Here is a 16,799-nt window from a genome sequence, read left to right on the forward strand (position 1 = left end):
TTGCAGCACGGATACTAAAGCGGGCGCACTGACGTCTGGGCGGTTCCGGCAACGTCAGGCTTCCGGAAGCATTGTTTGTCCTGATGCGGTCAGGCCATATGACTGCCGCATACTTCTGTTCAAAGTTACAACTATCGCTGTTGTGCGCAGTCTCTTTATAGACCTTTCACTGTCGAGCAACGGAGCTTTCATGATTACGGTCCATCACCTCAACAACTCGCGCTCCCAGCGCATCCTGTGGCTGCTCGAAGAACTCGACCTGCCATACGAAATCAAGCGCTACGAGCGCGATCCGAAAACCAATCTCGCGCCACCTGAGCTCAAGGCTGTCAACGCGCTGGGTAAATCCCCGGTGATTGAAGACGGTCCTCACGTGATCATTGAGTCTGGCGCTATTGTCGATTACCTGATCCGCCGCCATGGCGACGGTCGCTTGCAGCCGGATCCGGCAACCGCCACATACGATGAGTACGTGCAATGGCTGCATTTTGCTGAAGGTTCGGCGATGTTGCCGTTGATGCTAAATCTTTACGTAGGTCGCCTGGGCGATGCTGGCGCGCCTTTGCACCCACGTATCGAATCGGAAGTGGCCAATTATCTGGGCTATCTCAACGAAGCATTGGGGCTGACGCCGTTTCTGGTGGGTGAAAAATTGACCGGTGCGGATATCCAGATGAGCTTCATCGGCGAGTTGGCCAAGGCGCAGGGCAAGTTGCAGCCGTACCCGAATGTGGCGGCGTGGGTACAACGTTTCCAGGAAAGACCCGCTTATCGCAAGGCGCTGGAGCAGGGCGGGGAATACGTGTTTGCGAAGTAATGGTCTAGTTGCTGACTAACTCAGGCACGTCAGTCGAGCGAGGTTTGATCAAGCAGATAGCTGCATGATCAAGCCGCGTTCACATAGTAACCGTCAGCCTTCGGAAGTCGCGACGGCTTCCTGGCCAGTTTCAGCGTCAAGCTTCAGCCGGTCAGCCTTGCTGATGTATTTAGGCTTTTTGGGTGCCAGTTTGGCACTGGCCTTTTTGGCTTTTGCCTTGAATAGCTGCTGTAGTTTTTTCTGGCGGTTCATGTTTCTGCTCAGCTTGTGATTCTTGAGTGATTCGGCGGGAATTCTAACAGCGAATCCTTTGGTCTTTAGCTGAATCGCGCTGAGCATGAACTCCTATCGGACCGAAAGCTGCTATCTACCAGGCTCAAGGCCACAATCCCAAAGCCCGAGCCGCCTACGCCAAGGCGCTGCAGATAGTCCGTAACGTTGATCCTGAAGATGCGGGGCAGATTCAATATTTTGAGGCGAAGCTGCGAGAACTGGGGGCCAAGTCAGGGGCATGATTTTGATCCATGAGTCCGATCAAAAACTATTCAACTATTTGATTTGGGATGACACCGCGCTGTCGCACAGTAAACACAGGACTTGTAGGAGCTGCCGAAGGCTGCGATCGCGGTGTGTCAGGATACATGCTTCGCAGCCTTCGGCAGCTCCTACATAAACTGCATTTCAATCCTGTAGTTTGCGTGTTGTTTGAGAGGCGCGCATAAATTCAGACAGTCATGTGTAGCGCAATATTCCTATCTCAACTGCCTTTCGATAGGCACGGTTCTGGCGCTGACTTCATCGCCTGTATGCCGTGTCGTGACCGTTTCAATCAGCATGATTCCGCACTCATCTTCAGCCACCGGGTTATGTCTGACCTGCCTGGGGATGATGCAGAATTCGCCCGGCCGGAGGATGATGTCGCGGTCCTCCAGCTGGATTTTCAGGGTCCCATAGACCACCATGAACATTTCGTCTTCATCTGCATGGGCATGCCACATCAATTCGCCTTTCAGCTTCGCAACCTTGATGTACTGGTCGTTAACCTGGCCGATGACGTGCGGAGACCAATACTGAGTAACTTCAGCCAGGGCTGATTCGATGTTGATGGTATTACCGCTTGGGATCATGGTTCTAACTCCGTTGAGGGAGCGTCAATTTACGTCGGTGAGATGACTGGCCATATCGAATGTTTATAATGGGGGCATTAATATTTGTAATGGCCCCCATGTCCAGACTTCGCACTATTGATCTCGTTTTGATCCGTACATTTGTTGTGGTTGCCGAGACAGGCAGTATCAGCGCAGCAGCGCGACAGTTGCACCTTACCCAAGGCGGGATCAGCCAGCAGATCAAACGCCTTGAGAGCTTCTTCAATTGCATGTTGCTGGTGCGTGATCCTGGTGGAACCCAACTGACAGAACGAGGGGCAGACTTTCTGCCCAAAGCCAGGCGTCTACTTGATCACAGCGACAGTCTATACGAGGACATGACAGGGATAGTCGGCACCCGAAGCGTGCGGGTTGGCGTGCCTTACGACATGGCCGGTGCTCATTTTTCACCGATCCTCAAGAACTACGCTCATAACCATCCTGACGTAGAGGTCACTATTGTGACGGGCTCGTCCCTTGATCTGATGAGTGATTTCACGAAAGGGTTGATTGACCTCACACTGCGCCAGTGCCCTGAAAGTGAAGGTGTTGGAGAGCGTTTGTACGCGGAGCCCTTGGTATGGCTGAGCGCCTCGGATGAGCTACTGTGCCAACGGCCCTTGCCGTTATGCTTCGTGACGCCAACCTGTACGTTTCGAAAAACCGTGTTTGCACTGCTGATCGAATCGCACATCAGTTGGCGCGTGGTGTTTGAAAATGCTTCGGTCGACGCCACGTTATCAACTGTTCGGAGTGGCTTGGCCCTGACGCCATGGCTGCGCTCGCTGGTGCCCGAGGGCCTCAAAGTGGTCGGAGTAGAGTCCGGATTGCCTGTGCTGCCAGAGTTTGCAATCGAACTTCACGTTTCGCCGAATGCGAGTAGCGGTGCGTTGCAGATGGCAGAGGTCATTCGCCAGCATTACCGTTAGGCAGCGGCAGGCGAGAAACAGCAGCTGGCACCTTTGGGCATTTGCAAACGACCCATTGCTAGAGGGTCGCTACTTTTTGACAAATGCCGCCAGACTTTCATGACCACCCACGATCAGTTCGCGGATCGTCTTTTCAAAATGAGCGGCTGCTTCCGGCTCTCGAACATCAAACGTCGCTTTCCATTCCACGACACATTGCTGTGCCTCCTCGGCCACAGCCACTTTGACCTGCGCCTGATAATTATCCAGTGGTAAAGGCGACTCTTCGAATGCGTAGGAGAGGGCCATATGGTGGTCATCCAGGGTTAAGAGTCGCTCACGCAGAACGTCGCCGTCAGCGAGGTCGAGTCGACGGATTGCGCCCACGGCGCTGCCTGGTTGTTCGCCCTCAATATGGCTTTGCTCAATTGCTGGATGCCATTCGGCGATACCGCCAAAATGGCTTAGCACTCGCCAGACTTGCTCAGCACTACTCTCTATAACTGCGCTGTATTCAACGGATGCCATGCGTCATTCTCCAGGTGTTTTAGTGGATCAGAAACTTCTCGCTGCCACATCGACAGGAGTCGTGCCTTGAGTCAGTTCGATGATGACTCGAGATACTTGAGGGTTTTTTATGAGCTCGGCCAGAAACGCAGCAACGTCGTCACGGGGAATTTCGCCGTAGGGGATCGCCAGTCCTGCTCTTACGTTACCTGTACCGGGGCTGTCCACAAGGGTGCCGGGTCTCAGGATGACCCAATCCAGTTCAGAAGAAGCCAGAAACACATCGGCTTGTTTCTTGACCTTCATGTAGTTCTCGAACCCTTCGGAGGTTTCGCCCGCTCGAAGTGCTTCGGGGAACGCCGATACCAGCAAGAAGCGGCGCACGCCTGCCAACTGCGCAGCATTGACGGCTGTTTCCAGGCCCTTGCCATCGATGGCGTTGGTCAGTTCCATACCTGCGCCACCGGCCCCGGCGGTGAATACCACGGTATCGCTGCCTGCCATGGCACCGGCCAGCTGAGAAGCATCCAGCTCGGTGAGGTTACCCAGCAGTGGCGTGGCGCCCTGTGATTTGAGTGGCTCTGCTTGCTGTTCTTTGCGATGAAGTGCGATCACCTCATGACCCACAGCGCTGAGTTTAGTGATCAGGCGGCTTCCGACCTTACCTGCTGCGCCGATAACGAACACTTTAGACATGGGATTCTCCTCTGATGGCCGACGTACTGGCACTTGGAGGTACCAGTACATCGCAACCTGTAATTAACCTTCGAACTGGTGGTAGACCTTGGCGATCACCTTCCAGTTGCTGTCGATTTTGAGCAGCGTCAGGTAGTCGTTGTAATCGGCGCCGATGGCGTCCTTCTCCATGTCGACGCGGACTACTGCGGTCGTCGGGGTGATCGCGAGTATGTCCAGACGCGTGGTGATGCCCGGAGCGGTGCCGTTACTTTCCACAAACGTATAGAGGTTGCTGATCGGTCCACCCAAGAGTTTGCCGTTGGTGAAGCCGTACATGATCGCGTCTTTGTGAAAGGCCTCTTCGATAGTGGCGACGCTACCAGTGCGCAGGCCCTCGATGTACTTTCCAGCGGTTTCAATCACAGCGTTGTAGTCGCTGGTGGGAACTGCTTTGATGTTATTGCTCATAAGGTTGTCTTCCTGTTGTTGATTAAATTAATCGCACCTGGTCGAGGATGATTGGAGTGATCACCAGTCCTGACGGGTAGGGGAGATGATCAGATCGTTGACGGTGACATTTGCGGGCTGGTTGAGTGCGTAGATCACGGCGCGGCTGATGTCCTCGGGCGCGATGGCGATTTCATTGAGTGCTTTGGCGGCTTTTCGGCCTGCCGGGTCTGTGACCTTGTCGGCCCAGCCGGTATTGATTACGCCGGGGCTTACCGTGTTGACGCGGATGCCGTGGTATACGCCCAGCTCTTTGCGCATCGACTCTGTCATGGCCTGCACGAAAAACTTGGTGGCGCTGTACACGCCTGCCGAAGGGCCAACCTGATGGCCTGCAACGGAGTCCATGTTCAGAATCTGGCCCGACTGCTGCTCGACCATGAACGGCAGCACCGCAGCGATTGAATTCAGGTAGCCCTTGATGTTTACGTCGATCATCGCGTTCCAGTCCTGAACGGCCACGTCGACCCAGCTGGAAAAGAGCATCAAGCCTGCGTTATTGATCAGGATGTCCACCGAGCCGTAGGTGTCTATTGCAAATCGAGCGAGGGCGAGAGTGTCATCAAGGCGGGTTACGTCAGTGATGCAGCTCGTTGCTTCGTAACCGGCAGCGCGTAGTTCGGTGACCAAAGCGCTCAGGCCCTGTTCATCAAGTGCGGCGGCCACAACCTTTACGCCTTCTTTCGCAAGGGCTCTGGCAGTGGCGGCACCAATCCCGGAGGAGGCGCCTGTGACAATGGCTGTTTTGTTGCTCAGGTAATTCATATCTCACCTTTTTCAAGTCGCAGTCATCCAGCGCCGTAATAATTGATAACGACGTGCGGCGTTCAGCGAATCAGTAGTTGTTCAGCGAATTCAATAGCTACCCAGAGGCCAGTCGGTATAGCCCTTGGCACCACCGCCGTAGTACGACTCGCGGGGGGCGATGGTCAGTTCGGCACCGTAGCGCAGGCGCTTGACCAGATCCGGGTTTGAGATAAACAGGCGTCCGAACGCCACTGCGTCGATCTTGCCTTGCGCCCGGCGCTCGATTGCCATGTCCAGGTCGTAGTTGTTGTTGCCGATGAAGGTGCCGTTGAACTGCGCGCTCAGTGCGTCCATATCGACGCCTTCAGGAACTTCACGTGACGTGGCCGTGGCGCCTTCGACGAAATGCAGATACGCCAGATTGAATGCGTTGAGTTGCTGGATCAGGTAACCATGCAGGCCCATGACATTGCTGTCCGGAGGGGTGTTGCCAGCATCCGGCGTGACCGGCGATAGACGAATACCCACGCGATCATTGCCCCAGATATCGACGATGGCCTGGGTGACTTCCAGCGTCAGGCGGGCGCGGTTTTCAATCGAGCCGCCGTACTGATCCGTGCGTTGATTAGTAGAGTCGCGCAGAAACTGGTCCAGCAAATAGCTGTTGGCTGAGTGGACTTCGACGCCATCAAAACCGGCACGTTTGGTGTTTTCGGCAGCCCGTATGTACTGCTCGATGATGCCGGGGATCTCGTCGGTCTCCAGTGCGCGGGGTGTAGACACCGGGACAAAACCATTGGCGGTGTAGGTGTTGCCTTCCGCTTTGATCGCGGAGGGCGCGACCGGTGCCTGACCGTCGGGTTGCAGGTCGACGCTGGAGAACCGACCGACATGCCACAGCTGGCTGACGATCTTGCCGCCCGCTGCGTGTACTGCGTCTGTCACTTTGCGCCAGCCGGCGACTTGTGCCTCGTTCCAGATGCCGGGTGTTGCGGCATAGCCTCGGCCCTGGGCGGAAATGTTAGTGGCCTCGGCGACGATCAGGCCTGCACTGGCGCGTTGTGCGTAATAAGTGGCGTGTAGATCACCGGGAACGCCGTCTTCGCCATACCGGCTACGTGTGACGGGGGCCATGACGATACGGTTGGCCAGCTCGATGGAGCCCATACTAACCGGCGAGAAAAGATCGGTGGTCGTGCTGATGTCGTTCATTGATTGATTTACCTGCAAAGTTGATGGGCATAACTGACCGGTCGTCTACTAAAATGCGCTAAAAAAAAGCGCACTACCTCAGTAGGCGCTTGCTCATGTTCAGAGCGGTGTCGAAGGAGTCTGTAGACTTGTTTACTTTCACTAACAGCGAAGCCCCGAGCCAGAGCTGGTAAAGGCCCTCGGCAAACGCGCGGCTGTCTTCTCCGGGATGCAAACTGTCATCGGCGATACCCAGATCAACGCACGTGGTGATGCGCTGAATGATCTTTGCCGTACCTCGCTCAAGGACCTTACGCATGCCGTCAGAAAGGTCGCACACCTCAGGACCAAGCTTGACGACCAGGCACTTACCGTCGGGGAGGTCGGTGCCCTGGGTTTCCTTCCAGTAATTGAAGTAAGCCCACAGTCGTTCTGCTCCGTTGCCCGGAAGCGCCATCAGCGCATCGACGCGGCCCAGATATTCAGAAAAGTACTCTTCAAGCAGCGCTTCACCGAATTCTTCCTTGGATTTGAAATAGTAGTAAAACGAACCTTTTGGCACGCCCGCAGCGCTCACCACTTCGGCGAGACCTACAGCGGTGTAGCCCTTGTTCGTCATGAGCGAGCGAGCCACATCAAGGATGTGCTGTCGCATGTCGTGGTTAGGTTTCTTCATAATGACGGCGATCCTAAATTAAAACTGACCAGTCGTCTACAAGCTATTCGATTTCATTTGTTGGGACAATAAACGCACCGCTGACGAGGAGAACCATCGGTGCGTTCAGGTGTGGTGAGCAAAACAGAGGGCTTGATCAGCCTTGTGAGCAAGTCCGCTAAGGGCCCTTAAGCCTGGAGATAGACAACATGCGTGTGGGTGTACTCATACAAGCCATGCTTGCCGTCCGCGCCGCCGACGCCAGACTTTCTGACACCGGCATGAAAGCCCTGCATAGCCTCGAAGTTTTCTCGATTGATGTAGGTTTCGCCAAAGTCGATTTCACGGATGGCGTACATCGCCTTGCTCAGGTCCCGGGTATACAGCGATGACGTCAGGCCGTATTCGCAGTCATTGGCCAGGGCGATAGCTTCATCAAGGTCATCGACAATCTGGATGGGCAGCACGGGGCCGAATATTTCTTTGCGCATGATCTCCATGTCAGCGCTGCAACCCGTCAGCACTGTTGGCTGGAAGTGGAAACCCTGGCCGAGGTCGGCGATGTTGCCGCCGGTGATCAGGTTGGCGCCTTGTGCCTGGGCTTTTTTGACTTTGGCGGCAACGCTTTCCAGCCCTTGCCGATTGATCAGCGGGCCCATCTCTACCGAGCTGTCGGCCAGTGGATCACCGTAGCGGGTCGCGGCCATGGCAGCGCTGATCCTGTCGATGAATTCATCGGCGACGCCACGCTCGACGTACACCCGTTCAGCGCAGTTGCACACTTGTCCGGTGTTGATGATCCGCGAGTCGCGAATGGCTTTGACGGCAAGTTCCAGGTCCGCATCGGCGAGCACGATGGCAGGGGCTTTACCGCCCAGCTCAAGGTTGAGTTTGGTGATGTTGGGCGCTGCCGCGCTCATGATTCGTGCACCGGTTTCGACGCTTCCGGTGAAGCTGATCATGTCCACTTGCTGATTTGATGTCAGCGCTGCACCGACCCGGCCATCTCCGCAAACCACGTTGAACACGCCCGCAGGAAGATCAGTTTCCGCGACAAGACGGGCAAACTCGAAACAGTTATTGGGTGTCTCTTCGCTGGGCTTGATGACGATGGTATTACCCGTAACCAGCGCCGGAGCCATCTTGCGAGCGATCAGGAAAAACGGGAAGTTCCACGGCAGGATGCCCGCCACCACACCCAGCGGTTTGCGAAACATGAAGATGTTCTCGCCCGGACGATCGCTGGTGATGATTTCACCTTCGATACGTCGTGCCCACTCGGCCATATAGTCCAGGTAGTCGGCTGTGAAGTTGACCTCTACTTCGGCCAACCCGTAGATCTTGCCTTGCTCCAGGGTGATGGTGCGGGCCAGGTGGGCAACGTTTTCACGCAGCTTGCTGGCGATCTTGCGCAGATAACCTGCACGTTCGTTGGCCGGACGTTTTGCCCATGCCGACTGGGCCGAGCGAGCTGCTAACAGCGCGCGATCCACTTGGTCGGCGTCAGAGGCGGGGACTCTGGCAAGTACTGCGCCAGTCGCCGGGTTGAGCACGTCAAAGTGCTCGGCGCTGGGGACGAATTCGCCGTTGATATAGTTTTCGTAAACCGGTACTGAAGACATGGTCGGGTTCCTTCCAGTCAATAGGTGCGTGAGGCCGGGCGTTGTTCGGTGGCGTCACGATAAAGCGCGAGGTTGTTGAGTGCCGCCTGGCGCATCAGGCTGATGTCGATGGCCACTGCGATGAACTGACAGCCCAAGCTTTGATAGCGACGCGCATCCTCTTCAGCCGGGGCCAGAATTCCGCTGACCTTGCCAGCCGCAAGGGTGGCATCAATCGCATGGCGGATTTTTTCCTGCACTTCGGGATGTGACGGATTACCGATATGGCCTAGCCCGGTGGACAGGTCAGCCGGGCCGATGAACACCGCATCAACGCCTTCCACCGCGGCGATTTCAGCGACGTTGTCGACGCCAGCGCGAGACTCGACCTGAACGATCAGGCAAAGCTCTTCATGGGCCGTATTGATGTAGTCCGGCACGCCGTCCCAGCGAGTGGCGCGGGTCAAGCCGCCGCCCACCCCACGAATACCGTGCGGCGGATAACGGGTGGCCTGTACCAGCGCGCGAGCCTGCGCAGCGGTCTCGACCATCGGGATCATCAGGGTCTGGGCGCCGATATCCAGCAACTGCTTGATCAACACCGGATCGTGACTCACGGCGCGCACGATGGGCGCGGTGGAGTAGGGCGCCACGGCCTGTAACTGGGCCAGGATCGAAGGCACGGTATTCGGCGCGTGTTCGCCGTCGATGAGCATCCAGTCGTAGCCAAAGCTGGCGGTGATTTCAGCGCCGTATCCCGTGGCAAAGCCAGCCCAGATACCGTATTGCGGCTCGCCTTTGGCCAAGGCGGCCTTGAAGGCGTTGCGTTGCATTTTCATAGGGACTCCTGTCGAGTCGAACTCGAACATCAAATTGCGCAATCAGTGCTGGTAAGGGCGGTGCAGCTGGCACTCGGGGTTCAACGTCACGCCAAAACCTGGTTGATCGAGTTTCGAAATCCGCATGCGACCGTTTTCCGGGACCGGTTCGCCCAGTAGTTGTGGATGGAACATGGGCACCACTTCGTCGGCCTTGGGCGCCATCATCAGGAATTCGGCGAACGGGCTATTGGTGCGGGTGGCCACAAAGTGATAGCTGTAAACAGAAGATCCGTGGGGTACAACCATCGCGCTGTGGGCGTCGGCCAGCGCCGAGATCTTGATCAGTTCGGTGATCCCGCCACACCAGCCGACGTCCGGCTGGATGATGTCGCAGCAGCCCATTTCCAGCAGCATCCGGAAGCCCCAGCGTGTTGCTTCATGCTCGCCGGTGGTGACCAGCATGCCGGTGGGCACGGCTTTCTTTAGTGCAGCGTAGCCCCAGTAATCGTCAGGTGAGAGCGCTTCTTCGATCCACTTCAGACCAAACTCGTGGGCACCTTGGGCCAGACGCGTGGCGTAGTTGAGGTCCAGGCTCATCCAGCAATCGAGCATCAGCCAGAAATCCTTGCCGACGCGTTCGCGCATGACCGCCAGCTCCTCGAGATTCTTGCGCAGGCCTTCTTCGCCCTCAGCCGGGCCGTGATGCAGTGGCAGCTTGCCGCCGATGAAACCCATCTTTTGCGCCAGGTCCGGACGGGCGCCGGTGGCATAGAATTGCAGTTCGTCGCGGACTGCACCGCCCAGTAACTGGTGCACGGGTTCTTTGCGGACCTTGCCAAGCAAATCCCAAAGCGCCAGGTCGATACCGGAAATCGTGTTAATCACCAGCCCCTTGCGGCCGTAATACTGTGAAGAGAAGTACATCTGATCCCAGATGCGCTCGATATCGGTGACCTTCGCGCCTTCGACAAAACGTGCCAGGTGTTTTTCGACGATATAGGCCGCGGGTTCACCGCCGGTGGTGACGGCAAAACCGATATTGCCTTCCGAGTCTTCGACCTCGACAACGAGAGTGCCGAGTACGTTAATACCGAAGCTGCGACGGCTCTGGCGGTACTCCGGGTATTTGCTCATCGGTGTGGCGATGTGATCGTCGATCCAGTGGCCGTCGCCCTGATCGTGATAGTCGGCGCCACCGCCGCGCAGGACAAAGGCGCGAACATGTTTGATGGTTGGAATGGCCATGATGTAATTCCTCCTGGTCAGACTTGAAAGGTCGGTTGCTTGCGAGGGACAGCCTGACTCGGCGGGCGAATGCCCATGATCAGGGCTGCGGCAATGAGTGTCGTGACGGCCAGCACGTACAAGCCGGCTGCCGGAGACTGAAAGGAGGCTTCTGCCCAGTTCTTCAGAATCGGTGCAATGAACCCGCCCAGTGCTCCGAAAGAGTTGATCAGCGCGATAGCACCGGCTGCGGCGGCACCAGCCAGAAAGCTACCGGGGAATGTCCAGAACACCGGTTGCACGGCAATAAAACCCGAGGCAGCGAAGCACAGCGCAAGAATGCCGAGCATCGGGTTGGCGAAGGTCACCGAGGCGGCGATTCCCAGTCCCGAGACCACCAGGGTCAGTGCGGCCACGGTACGACGCTGACCGGTACGATCAGCGATAGCCGGAATCTTCCAGGCAGCCAACAGAGCGCACAACCACGGTACAGCGCTCACCAGCCCGACCATCAGGCCGACTTTAGTGCCCAGCAAACCGGCCACCTGACTGGGTAGATAGAAAACCACGCCATACACGCTGGCCTGAATCAGCAGATAAATCAGGCACAGATACAGAACCGCAGGCTGGCAAAGGATCTTCAGAAGGCTGCCGTGCGCTTGTTTCTGGCTGTCCTCGGCATCCAGCACGGCTTGCAACTGGTGACGCTCTTCTGGCGTAAGCCATTTAGCGTCGGCAGGGCGGTTGTCGAGATAGAAATAGGCCCAGACACCGACCACGCTCGCCATTAATCCTTCGACTGCAAACAGCCACTGCCAGCCGTGGGTGCCCATGAAGCCGTCCAGTTCAAGCAACAAGCCAGATAATGGGCTGCCGAAGATGAAGGCCAGTGGCGCGCCGAAATAGAAGAAACCCATGGCCTTGCCGCGTGAAGCGCTGGGGAACCAGTAGGTGAGGTACAGAATCACGCCCGGAAAGAAACCAGCCTCAGCCACACCCAGCAGAAAGCGCAGAACGTAGAAGGTGGTTTCGTTGTGGGCGAACATCATGGCGGCGGAGACAAGGCCCCAGGTCACCATGATCCGGCACATCCAGAGGCGGGCGCCGATCTTGTGCATGATCAGGTTGCTGGGCACCTCCAGCAACGCGTAACCGGCGAAGAAAACCCCAGCGCCGAACGCGAAGGCAGCGTCGCCGATGCCGGTATCGGCCTGGAATGCCTGTTTGGCAAAGCCAACGTTGGCACGATCAAGGAACGCCATGATGTACATCAGCAACAGAAACGGCAGCAGCCGCCAGGAGACCTTGCGCAGTAAAGTCGCGGGTAGAGTGTTCACGTCAGTTTCCTTTTTGGAATTATTTGACTGCGTAAATTTTCAAAGCAGATGAAGGGGCGCGTGGGGCCTCAACAGGATGCAGATAACGGGCTGGCTTGCGGAATGCGACGGCTGTAAGCGGGGGACAAAAAGAGGGCGGCAGAGCGTTTCATTGGATTCACCTCGGTGGGTGTTGTTTTCTTGTGCTGAGGACTCTACTGCCTGGCAGGGATGCATGACTAATCGAATTAAGCTTATAGTCGATACCTTAAAGTTATCGATTGCAGAGGGCAGTATGAGTGTCGAGCGGTCTCCCCATCAGCTGTTTGGCCGGCTGCGTTACAAGCATCTGCAGATGCTGGTGGTGCTCGGCTCCAGCCTCAATCTGCACCGCGCATCATTGAGTATGAGCATGTCTCAGCCTGCGGCGACCCGCATGCTTCAGGAAATCGAAGACATGTTCGGCTGCGAGCTGTTCGAGCGTCTGCCGAGGGGCATGCGCCCAACTGCGCTGGGCCGCGAATTGCTGCGCTTTGCCGAAGCCGCCCTGAGCGGGCTCGATCGTTGCGCTGCCGACATTGCCGTGCGCAAGCAGGGTGGTTATGGGTATTTGTCGATCGGTACGATTATGGGTGCGGCGCCTGATCTGGTGATGAACGCCGTCGCCGAGATCAAAGGCCTCAATCCGCAACTGCGCATCCGGATCATGGGCGATACCAGCGATCAGGTGGTGCAGTTGCTGGAGCAGGGGCGTGTCGATATCGCCGTGACGCGGCGCAACCTTATCACCGATCGTGAGCAGTACGAGTTTGAGCCTTTGGGCAACGAGCGGCTGATTGCCGTGGTGCACAGCGGCCATCCGTTGGCTCGCCGTCGCAAGTTGCAATGGGCAGAGCTGGTCAGGGACTGGCCGTGGATTTTGCAACCCGAGACCAGCCCGGCCCGCATCGCCATCGAGCAGGCGTTGCAAAAGCTTGAACTGCCGATACCCGCCGACATCATCGAGTGCAGCTCGGTGTACTCCATGCAGCAATTGGTGCAACTGACCGACGCCCTGATGGTGCTTTCCGAGTCGGCCATGCGGGACTACCTGAAGATGGGCCTGGTCAAGGCGCTGCCGGTCACGCTGGACGCGCAGATGGCCCCGTTCGGCTTGCTACGCCGCAAAGGCGAACCGGTCAGTCGCGAGCTGCAGCACTTCATTGATTTGCTGCGTAAACGAGCTCGCGAGACGTCGTGATGCGGCGGTAAATTTGAAACGCATTACCTGAATGACCGCATCAAGCCTTCTCGCCAACAAGTTGCCTCCTACCTGACTCAGCGCCAATCGGTAGGAGCGAACTTGTTCGCGAGACGACAGACCTGATTGACCGCATCAAGCCTTCTCGCCAACAAGTTGCCTCCTACCTGACTCAACGCCAATCGGTAGGAGCGAACTTGTTCGCGAGACGGTAGATCTGAAAGACCGCATCAAGCCCTCTCGCCAACAAGTTGCCTTCTACCTGACTCAACGCCAATTGGTAGGAGCGAACTTGTTCGCGAGACGGTAGATCTGAAAGACCGCATCAAGCCTTCTCGCCAACAAGTTGCCTCCTACCTGACTCAGCGCAAATCGGTAGAAGCGAACTTGTTCGCGAGACGGTAGATCTGAAAGACCGCATCAAGCCCTCTCGCCAACAAGTTGCCTCCTACCTGACTCAACGCCAATCGGTAGGAGCGAACTTGTTCGCGAGACGGTAGATCTGAAAGACCGCATCAAGCCTTCTCGCCAACAAGTTGCCTCCTACCTGACTCAGCGCCAATCGGTAGGAGCGAACTTGTTCGCGAGACGGTAGATCTGATTGACCGCATCAAGCCTTCTCGCCAACAAGTTGCCTCCTACCTGACGCGGCGCCAACCGGTAGGAGCGAACTTGTTCGCGAGACGATTGACCTGAATCACCGCAGCCAACACTCAACTGAAGTTCTGCTCAGAAACTCAACCGGCACACACTCCACCAACCACACGCCATTGTCAGCCTGAAAAAACTGCATGCCTGCATTTCTCATGGCTTGGGTGTCTACGGTAAGCAGTACAGGTTTTCCGTACCGCATGCCTACCTCGACTGCGGTCTCTTGATGTTCCGACAGATGAACATGGTGTCTGCTGCCGGGGATCAGTCCTTGCGCCTCGATGGACGCCATGAAACGCTCGGCGGTGCCGTGATAAAGCACGGCGGGCGGCACTTTTTCGTCAAGTTGTAGCTGAACAAGTGCGGTGCTGTGACCTTGCGCAGCTCTTATACGCTGGCCGTCTTCGGAGACCGTGAAACGCTTCTTTTCATTGGTATCCACCACCTCGAGCAGCATCGGGTGATCAAACGTGTGACCGTGCTGTCCGGCGTTTTCGATCAGCTTTCCAATGTCTGCCCAGCCGTCGCGATCCAGTGTTAACCCAATGGATTCAGGGCCGTGGCGCAGGACATAGCTGAGGAACTTGCTGAGGTCATCTCGTTGTTTCCTGTTCAAAGGAAATGTCCTTATTCATGAGTGTTCAGGCGCGTTATTGTTCTTGGCGAAACGGGAACAGGCAAGCGCGTCTGTCTTTATTCCCCATTGGAATACGCCCATGAAAATCATGAATTTTATTTAACTCCATGAACCTCGTAGCGTGTCGTCTTCTGCATAAGGAGATGAACCCTTGAATAACCTGCGTTTGTATGTTGACTCGCAATTGACCAGCCCCTACGCCATGTCGGCTTTCGTGGTACTGCGCGAAAAGGGCATCGAATTCGAACTGATTCCTGTGGATCTCGAGGCGTCTGAAAATCAGTCAGCTGATTACGCCAGCCTTTCGCTAACGCAACGGGTACCAACGCTGATACATGGCGACTTTGCACTGTCCGAGTCGTCAGCGATTACCGAGTATCTGGAAGAGGTTTTCCCCGAGTCTCCGGTTTATCCAAAAAATCCCAGGCAGCGTGCAAAAGCGCGGCAGGTTCAGGCATGGATTCGCAGTGACCTGCTACCCATTCGTCAGGAGCGCTCCACGCTGGTTGTGTTCTATGGCGTCAAGGCCGGCCCGTTATCGACAGAGGCCGAGTCCGCAACACGCAAGCTGTTCAGCGCAGCACAAGCACTGCTTGCCGACAGCCCAGAGTACTTGTTTGGCGAGTGGTCAATCGCCGATGTGGATCTGGCCGTGATGCTGAATCGGCTGATACTCAATGGCGACTCAGTGCCGCCCGCACTGGTGGAATATGCACAGCGCCAATGGCAACGGCCGAGTGTGCAGGAATGGGTCGGTTTGCAGCGTCCGCCGTTGTAGCTGGGTGCCTGTGATGTCCGCTATTGCCAATAGCGGTCATCCAGCCTTGGCAAACGGCAAAAATATCTCAAACCTGGCGCCACCCAGCGTTGACGAGCCCACCGTAATATTCCCGCCCTGGCATTCAATGGAGCGTCGACTGATTGCCAGCCCCAACCCAAACCCGCCCGTGTCGCGATCACGGCTTCTGTCCATTCGGTAAAACGGCTCGAAGATGCGTTCCTGTTCGTGGGCGGGGATACCGATGCCGTCGTCCTCGACGCTGAACACCAAACCGTTTTCAGGATGCCTGCGCGCACTGACTTTGACCTGCTTTTCACAGTATCGAATTGCATTGTTGATCAGGTTCTGGAGTGCGCGTGCGGTGAGGCGCGGGTCGAGTACGAACCGTTCGGGCGTAGTTTCAAATTGCAGAATCAGGCTGAAGTTTCGGCTTTCCTGCTCGTCGATAAACCCGCCCAGAACGCTGTCCAGATACGCCTGCACGGGCACCTCTTGCAGGTCCGGAAGTTGATAGGGCGATTGCAGGCGAGTGTACGAGAGCAGCTCGTCAATCAACGAGTCCAGTTCGCGTACATGGCCGATCATTTGTTCAAGCCGCAGCTTTGTCGGCGGCTCCAGTGGGTCGGCCATGACCAGTGCCATGCCGAATTCCAGCCTCGATAAAGGCGTGCGCAGTTCATGGGAGACGGCATTCAGTAGCTCTTGCTGCTGATTGAGCAGGCCTTCGATGTCCTGAGCCATTTTGTCAAACACCTGGGCCAGGTCGCCGATGTTCGAGCGCGGCGATATTTGCGTGCGCTCGGCGAGGTTACCCTTGCCCAGCATCATCGCGGTGCGCTTGAGTCGTTGCAGGTCGCGCCAGTGTGGTCGCACCCATATCAACATGCAGCCCAGCAGTGCCGCACCTACCAGAATATTCATCAGCCAGTAGATGATGTTGATATCGACAGGGGGATCCGGAGATACCAGCTTGATGACCTTATCACCGGGCAACAGCGTCAAGGCCGTGCCCCATTCGCCGTAATAGCCTCTGCGCACGGCGTTCTTGCCTTGCACGAGGTCGGCGCGCTCGCTGTCGTTCAGGCTCGCATCAGTCAGCGGGATGACCCTGAGCTGCAGGGGGGCAAAGTCTTCATGCAGCTCGCGTTCGAGCGCGGGCCACTGGTTTTGCGGTGTGTGCATGAAACGCACCTGAATCAGCCGCAGCGTGCCTTTGATCTGCTGCTGGTTGTAGGTGACGGTGCGCTCATCGAACAGTTTCAGCACCAGCTCTGGCACGGTATACAGCGCTACGCCGTACGTTACCAGCATGATCAGGTAAAGCCGGGCGAGCATCTTGAACATGGCGATTGATCAACTGTGAAGGTCAG

At 56.6% G+C, this 16,799-nt stretch carries 18 protein-coding genes; 4 read left to right on the top strand and 14 right to left on the bottom strand.

Features of this window, described 5'->3' with window-relative positions; translation table 11 throughout:
• The first annotated feature begins 190 nt into the window (after positions 1–190).
• Positions 191–817, top strand: coding sequence for a glutathione S-transferase family protein (locus KDX30_RS19280; protein ID WP_099269765.1), 627 nt, complete (start codon positions 191–193; stop codon positions 815–817).
• Positions 818–910: 93 nt separating this feature from the next.
• Here KDX30_RS19280 and KDX30_RS19285 read toward each other — a convergent pair whose 3' ends face one another.
• Together KDX30_RS19285 and KDX30_RS19290 are read right to left on the bottom strand one after the other, a co-directional pair.
• Complete coding sequence (locus KDX30_RS19285) at positions 911–1,069, bottom strand: DUF2986 domain-containing protein (protein WP_099269766.1); 159 nt, start codon at positions 1,067–1,069, stop codon at positions 911–913.
• Positions 1,070–1,569: 500 nt separating this feature from the next.
• Complete coding sequence (locus KDX30_RS19290) at positions 1,570–1,944, bottom strand: cupin domain-containing protein (protein WP_231677223.1); 375 nt, start codon at positions 1,942–1,944, stop codon at positions 1,570–1,572.
• Between the two features lie 128 nt (positions 1,945–2,072).
• Here KDX30_RS19290 and KDX30_RS19295 point away from each other — a divergent pair, with 128 nt between their 5' ends.
• Positions 2,073–2,894, top strand: coding sequence for a LysR family transcriptional regulator (locus tag KDX30_RS19295; protein ID WP_231677224.1), 822 nt, complete (start codon positions 2,073–2,075; stop codon positions 2,892–2,894).
• A gap of 69 nt (positions 2,895–2,963) precedes the next feature.
• Here KDX30_RS19295 and KDX30_RS19300 read toward each other — a convergent pair whose 3' ends face one another.
• From KDX30_RS19300 to KDX30_RS19345, 10 genes are all read right to left on the bottom strand, one after another.
• Positions 2,964–3,401 (bottom strand): SRPBCC family protein, encoded by a 438-nt coding sequence (locus KDX30_RS19300; RefSeq protein ID WP_099269769.1) that lies wholly within the window; start codon positions 3,399–3,401, stop codon positions 2,964–2,966.
• Between the two features lie 27 nt (positions 3,402–3,428).
• Complete coding sequence (locus tag KDX30_RS19305; protein ID WP_231677225.1) at positions 3,429–4,076, bottom strand: SDR family oxidoreductase; 648 nt, start codon at positions 4,074–4,076, stop codon at positions 3,429–3,431.
• A 63-nt stretch (positions 4,077–4,139) separates the two neighbouring features.
• Complete coding sequence (locus tag KDX30_RS19310; RefSeq protein ID WP_099269771.1) at positions 4,140–4,526, bottom strand: nuclear transport factor 2 family protein; 387 nt, start codon at positions 4,524–4,526, stop codon at positions 4,140–4,142.
• A 60-nt stretch (positions 4,527–4,586) separates the two neighbouring features.
• Positions 4,587–5,330, bottom strand: a complete 744-nt coding sequence (locus KDX30_RS19315; RefSeq protein ID WP_231677226.1) for an SDR family oxidoreductase — start codon at positions 5,328–5,330, stop codon at positions 4,587–4,589.
• A gap of 90 nt (positions 5,331–5,420) precedes the next feature.
• Positions 5,421–6,524, bottom strand: coding sequence for an alkene reductase (locus tag KDX30_RS19320; protein ID WP_231677227.1), 1,104 nt, complete (start codon positions 6,522–6,524; stop codon positions 5,421–5,423).
• Positions 6,525–6,597: 73 nt separating this feature from the next.
• Positions 6,598–7,179, bottom strand: a complete 582-nt coding sequence (locus KDX30_RS19325) for a TetR/AcrR family transcriptional regulator (RefSeq protein ID WP_099269774.1) — start codon at positions 7,177–7,179, stop codon at positions 6,598–6,600.
• A gap of 167 nt (positions 7,180–7,346) precedes the next feature.
• A complete protein-coding gene (gene aldA / locus KDX30_RS19330; RefSeq protein WP_231677228.1) occupies positions 7,347–8,780 on the bottom strand; it encodes an aldehyde dehydrogenase in 1,434 nt (477 codons plus the stop codon).
• A gap of 17 nt (positions 8,781–8,797) precedes the next feature.
• The gene (locus tag KDX30_RS19335) at positions 8,798–9,598 is read right to left on the bottom strand and encodes an aldolase/citrate lyase family protein (protein ID WP_231677229.1); all 801 of its coding nucleotides are present in this window, start codon (positions 9,596–9,598) and stop codon (positions 8,798–8,800) included.
• Between the two features lie 42 nt (positions 9,599–9,640).
• Complete coding sequence (gene rhmD / locus KDX30_RS19340) at positions 9,641–10,825, bottom strand: L-rhamnonate dehydratase (RefSeq protein WP_027899279.1); 1,185 nt, start codon at positions 10,823–10,825, stop codon at positions 9,641–9,643.
• Positions 10,826–10,842: 17 nt separating this feature from the next.
• Positions 10,843–12,141, bottom strand: coding sequence for an MFS transporter (locus KDX30_RS19345; RefSeq protein ID WP_231677230.1), 1,299 nt, complete (start codon positions 12,139–12,141; stop codon positions 10,843–10,845).
• Positions 12,142–12,415: 274 nt separating this feature from the next.
• Between KDX30_RS19345 and KDX30_RS19350 the strand changes: the two genes are divergently transcribed.
• On the top strand, positions 12,416–13,360 hold the full coding sequence (locus KDX30_RS19350) for a LysR family transcriptional regulator (protein ID WP_122706285.1): 945 nt from the start codon (positions 12,416–12,418) through the stop codon (positions 13,358–13,360).
• A 697-nt stretch (positions 13,361–14,057) separates the two neighbouring features.
• Here the strand turns inward: KDX30_RS19350 and KDX30_RS19355 are convergent.
• Positions 14,058–14,627 (bottom strand): RNA 2'-phosphotransferase, encoded by a 570-nt coding sequence (locus tag KDX30_RS19355; RefSeq protein WP_231677231.1) that lies wholly within the window; start codon positions 14,625–14,627, stop codon positions 14,058–14,060.
• A gap of 172 nt (positions 14,628–14,799) precedes the next feature.
• Between KDX30_RS19355 and yfcF the strand changes: the two genes are divergently transcribed.
• Complete coding sequence (yfcF, locus tag KDX30_RS19360) at positions 14,800–15,426, top strand: glutathione transferase (protein ID WP_231677232.1); 627 nt, start codon at positions 14,800–14,802, stop codon at positions 15,424–15,426.
• A gap of 36 nt (positions 15,427–15,462) precedes the next feature.
• Here yfcF and KDX30_RS19365 read toward each other — a convergent pair whose 3' ends face one another.
• Positions 15,463–16,773 carry an ATP-binding protein gene (locus KDX30_RS19365; RefSeq protein WP_231677233.1) on the bottom strand — a complete coding sequence of 437 codons (1,311 nt, stop codon included), beginning with the start codon at positions 16,771–16,773 and terminating at the stop codon, positions 15,463–15,465.
• Positions 16,774–16,799 lie beyond the last annotated feature (26 nt).

It is taken from the genome of Pseudomonas quasicaspiana, assembly GCF_021147825.1.
GTDB classification, from domain to species: domain Bacteria; phylum Pseudomonadota; class Gammaproteobacteria; order Pseudomonadales; family Pseudomonadaceae; genus Aquipseudomonas; species Aquipseudomonas quasicaspiana.

Coding starts and splice junctions, on each gene's coding strand:
- KDX30_RS19280 (WP_099269765.1), top strand. CDS start 191: ATGATTACGGTCCATCACCTCAACAACTCGCGCTCCCAGCGCATCCTG.
- KDX30_RS19285 (WP_099269766.1), bottom strand. CDS start 1,069: ATGAACCGCCAGAAAAAACTACAGCAGCTATTCAAGGCAAAAGCCAAA.
- KDX30_RS19290 (WP_231677223.1), bottom strand. CDS start 1,944: ATGATCCCAAGCGGTAATACCATCAACATCGAATCAGCCCTGGCTGAA.
- KDX30_RS19300 (WP_099269769.1), bottom strand. CDS start 3,401: ATGGCATCCGTTGAATACAGCGCAGTTATAGAGAGTAGTGCTGAGCAA.
- KDX30_RS19305 (WP_231677225.1), bottom strand. CDS start 4,076: ATGTCTAAAGTGTTCGTTATCGGCGCAGCAGGTAAGGTCGGAAGCCGC.
- KDX30_RS19310 (WP_099269771.1), bottom strand. CDS start 4,526: ATGAGCAATAACATCAAAGCAGTTCCCACCAGCGACTACAACGCTGTG.
- KDX30_RS19315 (WP_231677226.1), bottom strand. CDS start 5,330: ATGAATTACCTGAGCAACAAAACAGCCATTGTCACAGGCGCCTCCTCC.
- KDX30_RS19320 (WP_231677227.1), bottom strand. CDS start 6,524: ATGAACGACATCAGCACGACCACCGATCTTTTCTCGCCGGTTAGTATG.
- KDX30_RS19325 (WP_099269774.1), bottom strand. CDS start 7,179: ATGAAGAAACCTAACCACGACATGCGACAGCACATCCTTGATGTGGCT.
- aldA (WP_231677228.1), bottom strand. CDS start 8,780: ATGTCTTCAGTACCGGTTTACGAAAACTATATCAACGGCGAATTCGTC.
- KDX30_RS19335 (WP_231677229.1), bottom strand. CDS start 9,598: ATGAAAATGCAACGCAACGCCTTCAAGGCCGCCTTGGCCAAAGGCGAG.
- rhmD (WP_027899279.1), bottom strand. CDS start 10,825: ATGGCCATTCCAACCATCAAACATGTTCGCGCCTTTGTCCTGCGCGGC.
- KDX30_RS19350 (WP_122706285.1), top strand. CDS start 12,416: ATGAGTGTCGAGCGGTCTCCCCATCAGCTGTTTGGCCGGCTGCGTTAC.
- KDX30_RS19365 (WP_231677233.1), bottom strand. CDS start 16,773: ATGTTCAAGATGCTCGCCCGGCTTTACCTGATCATGCTGGTAACGTAC.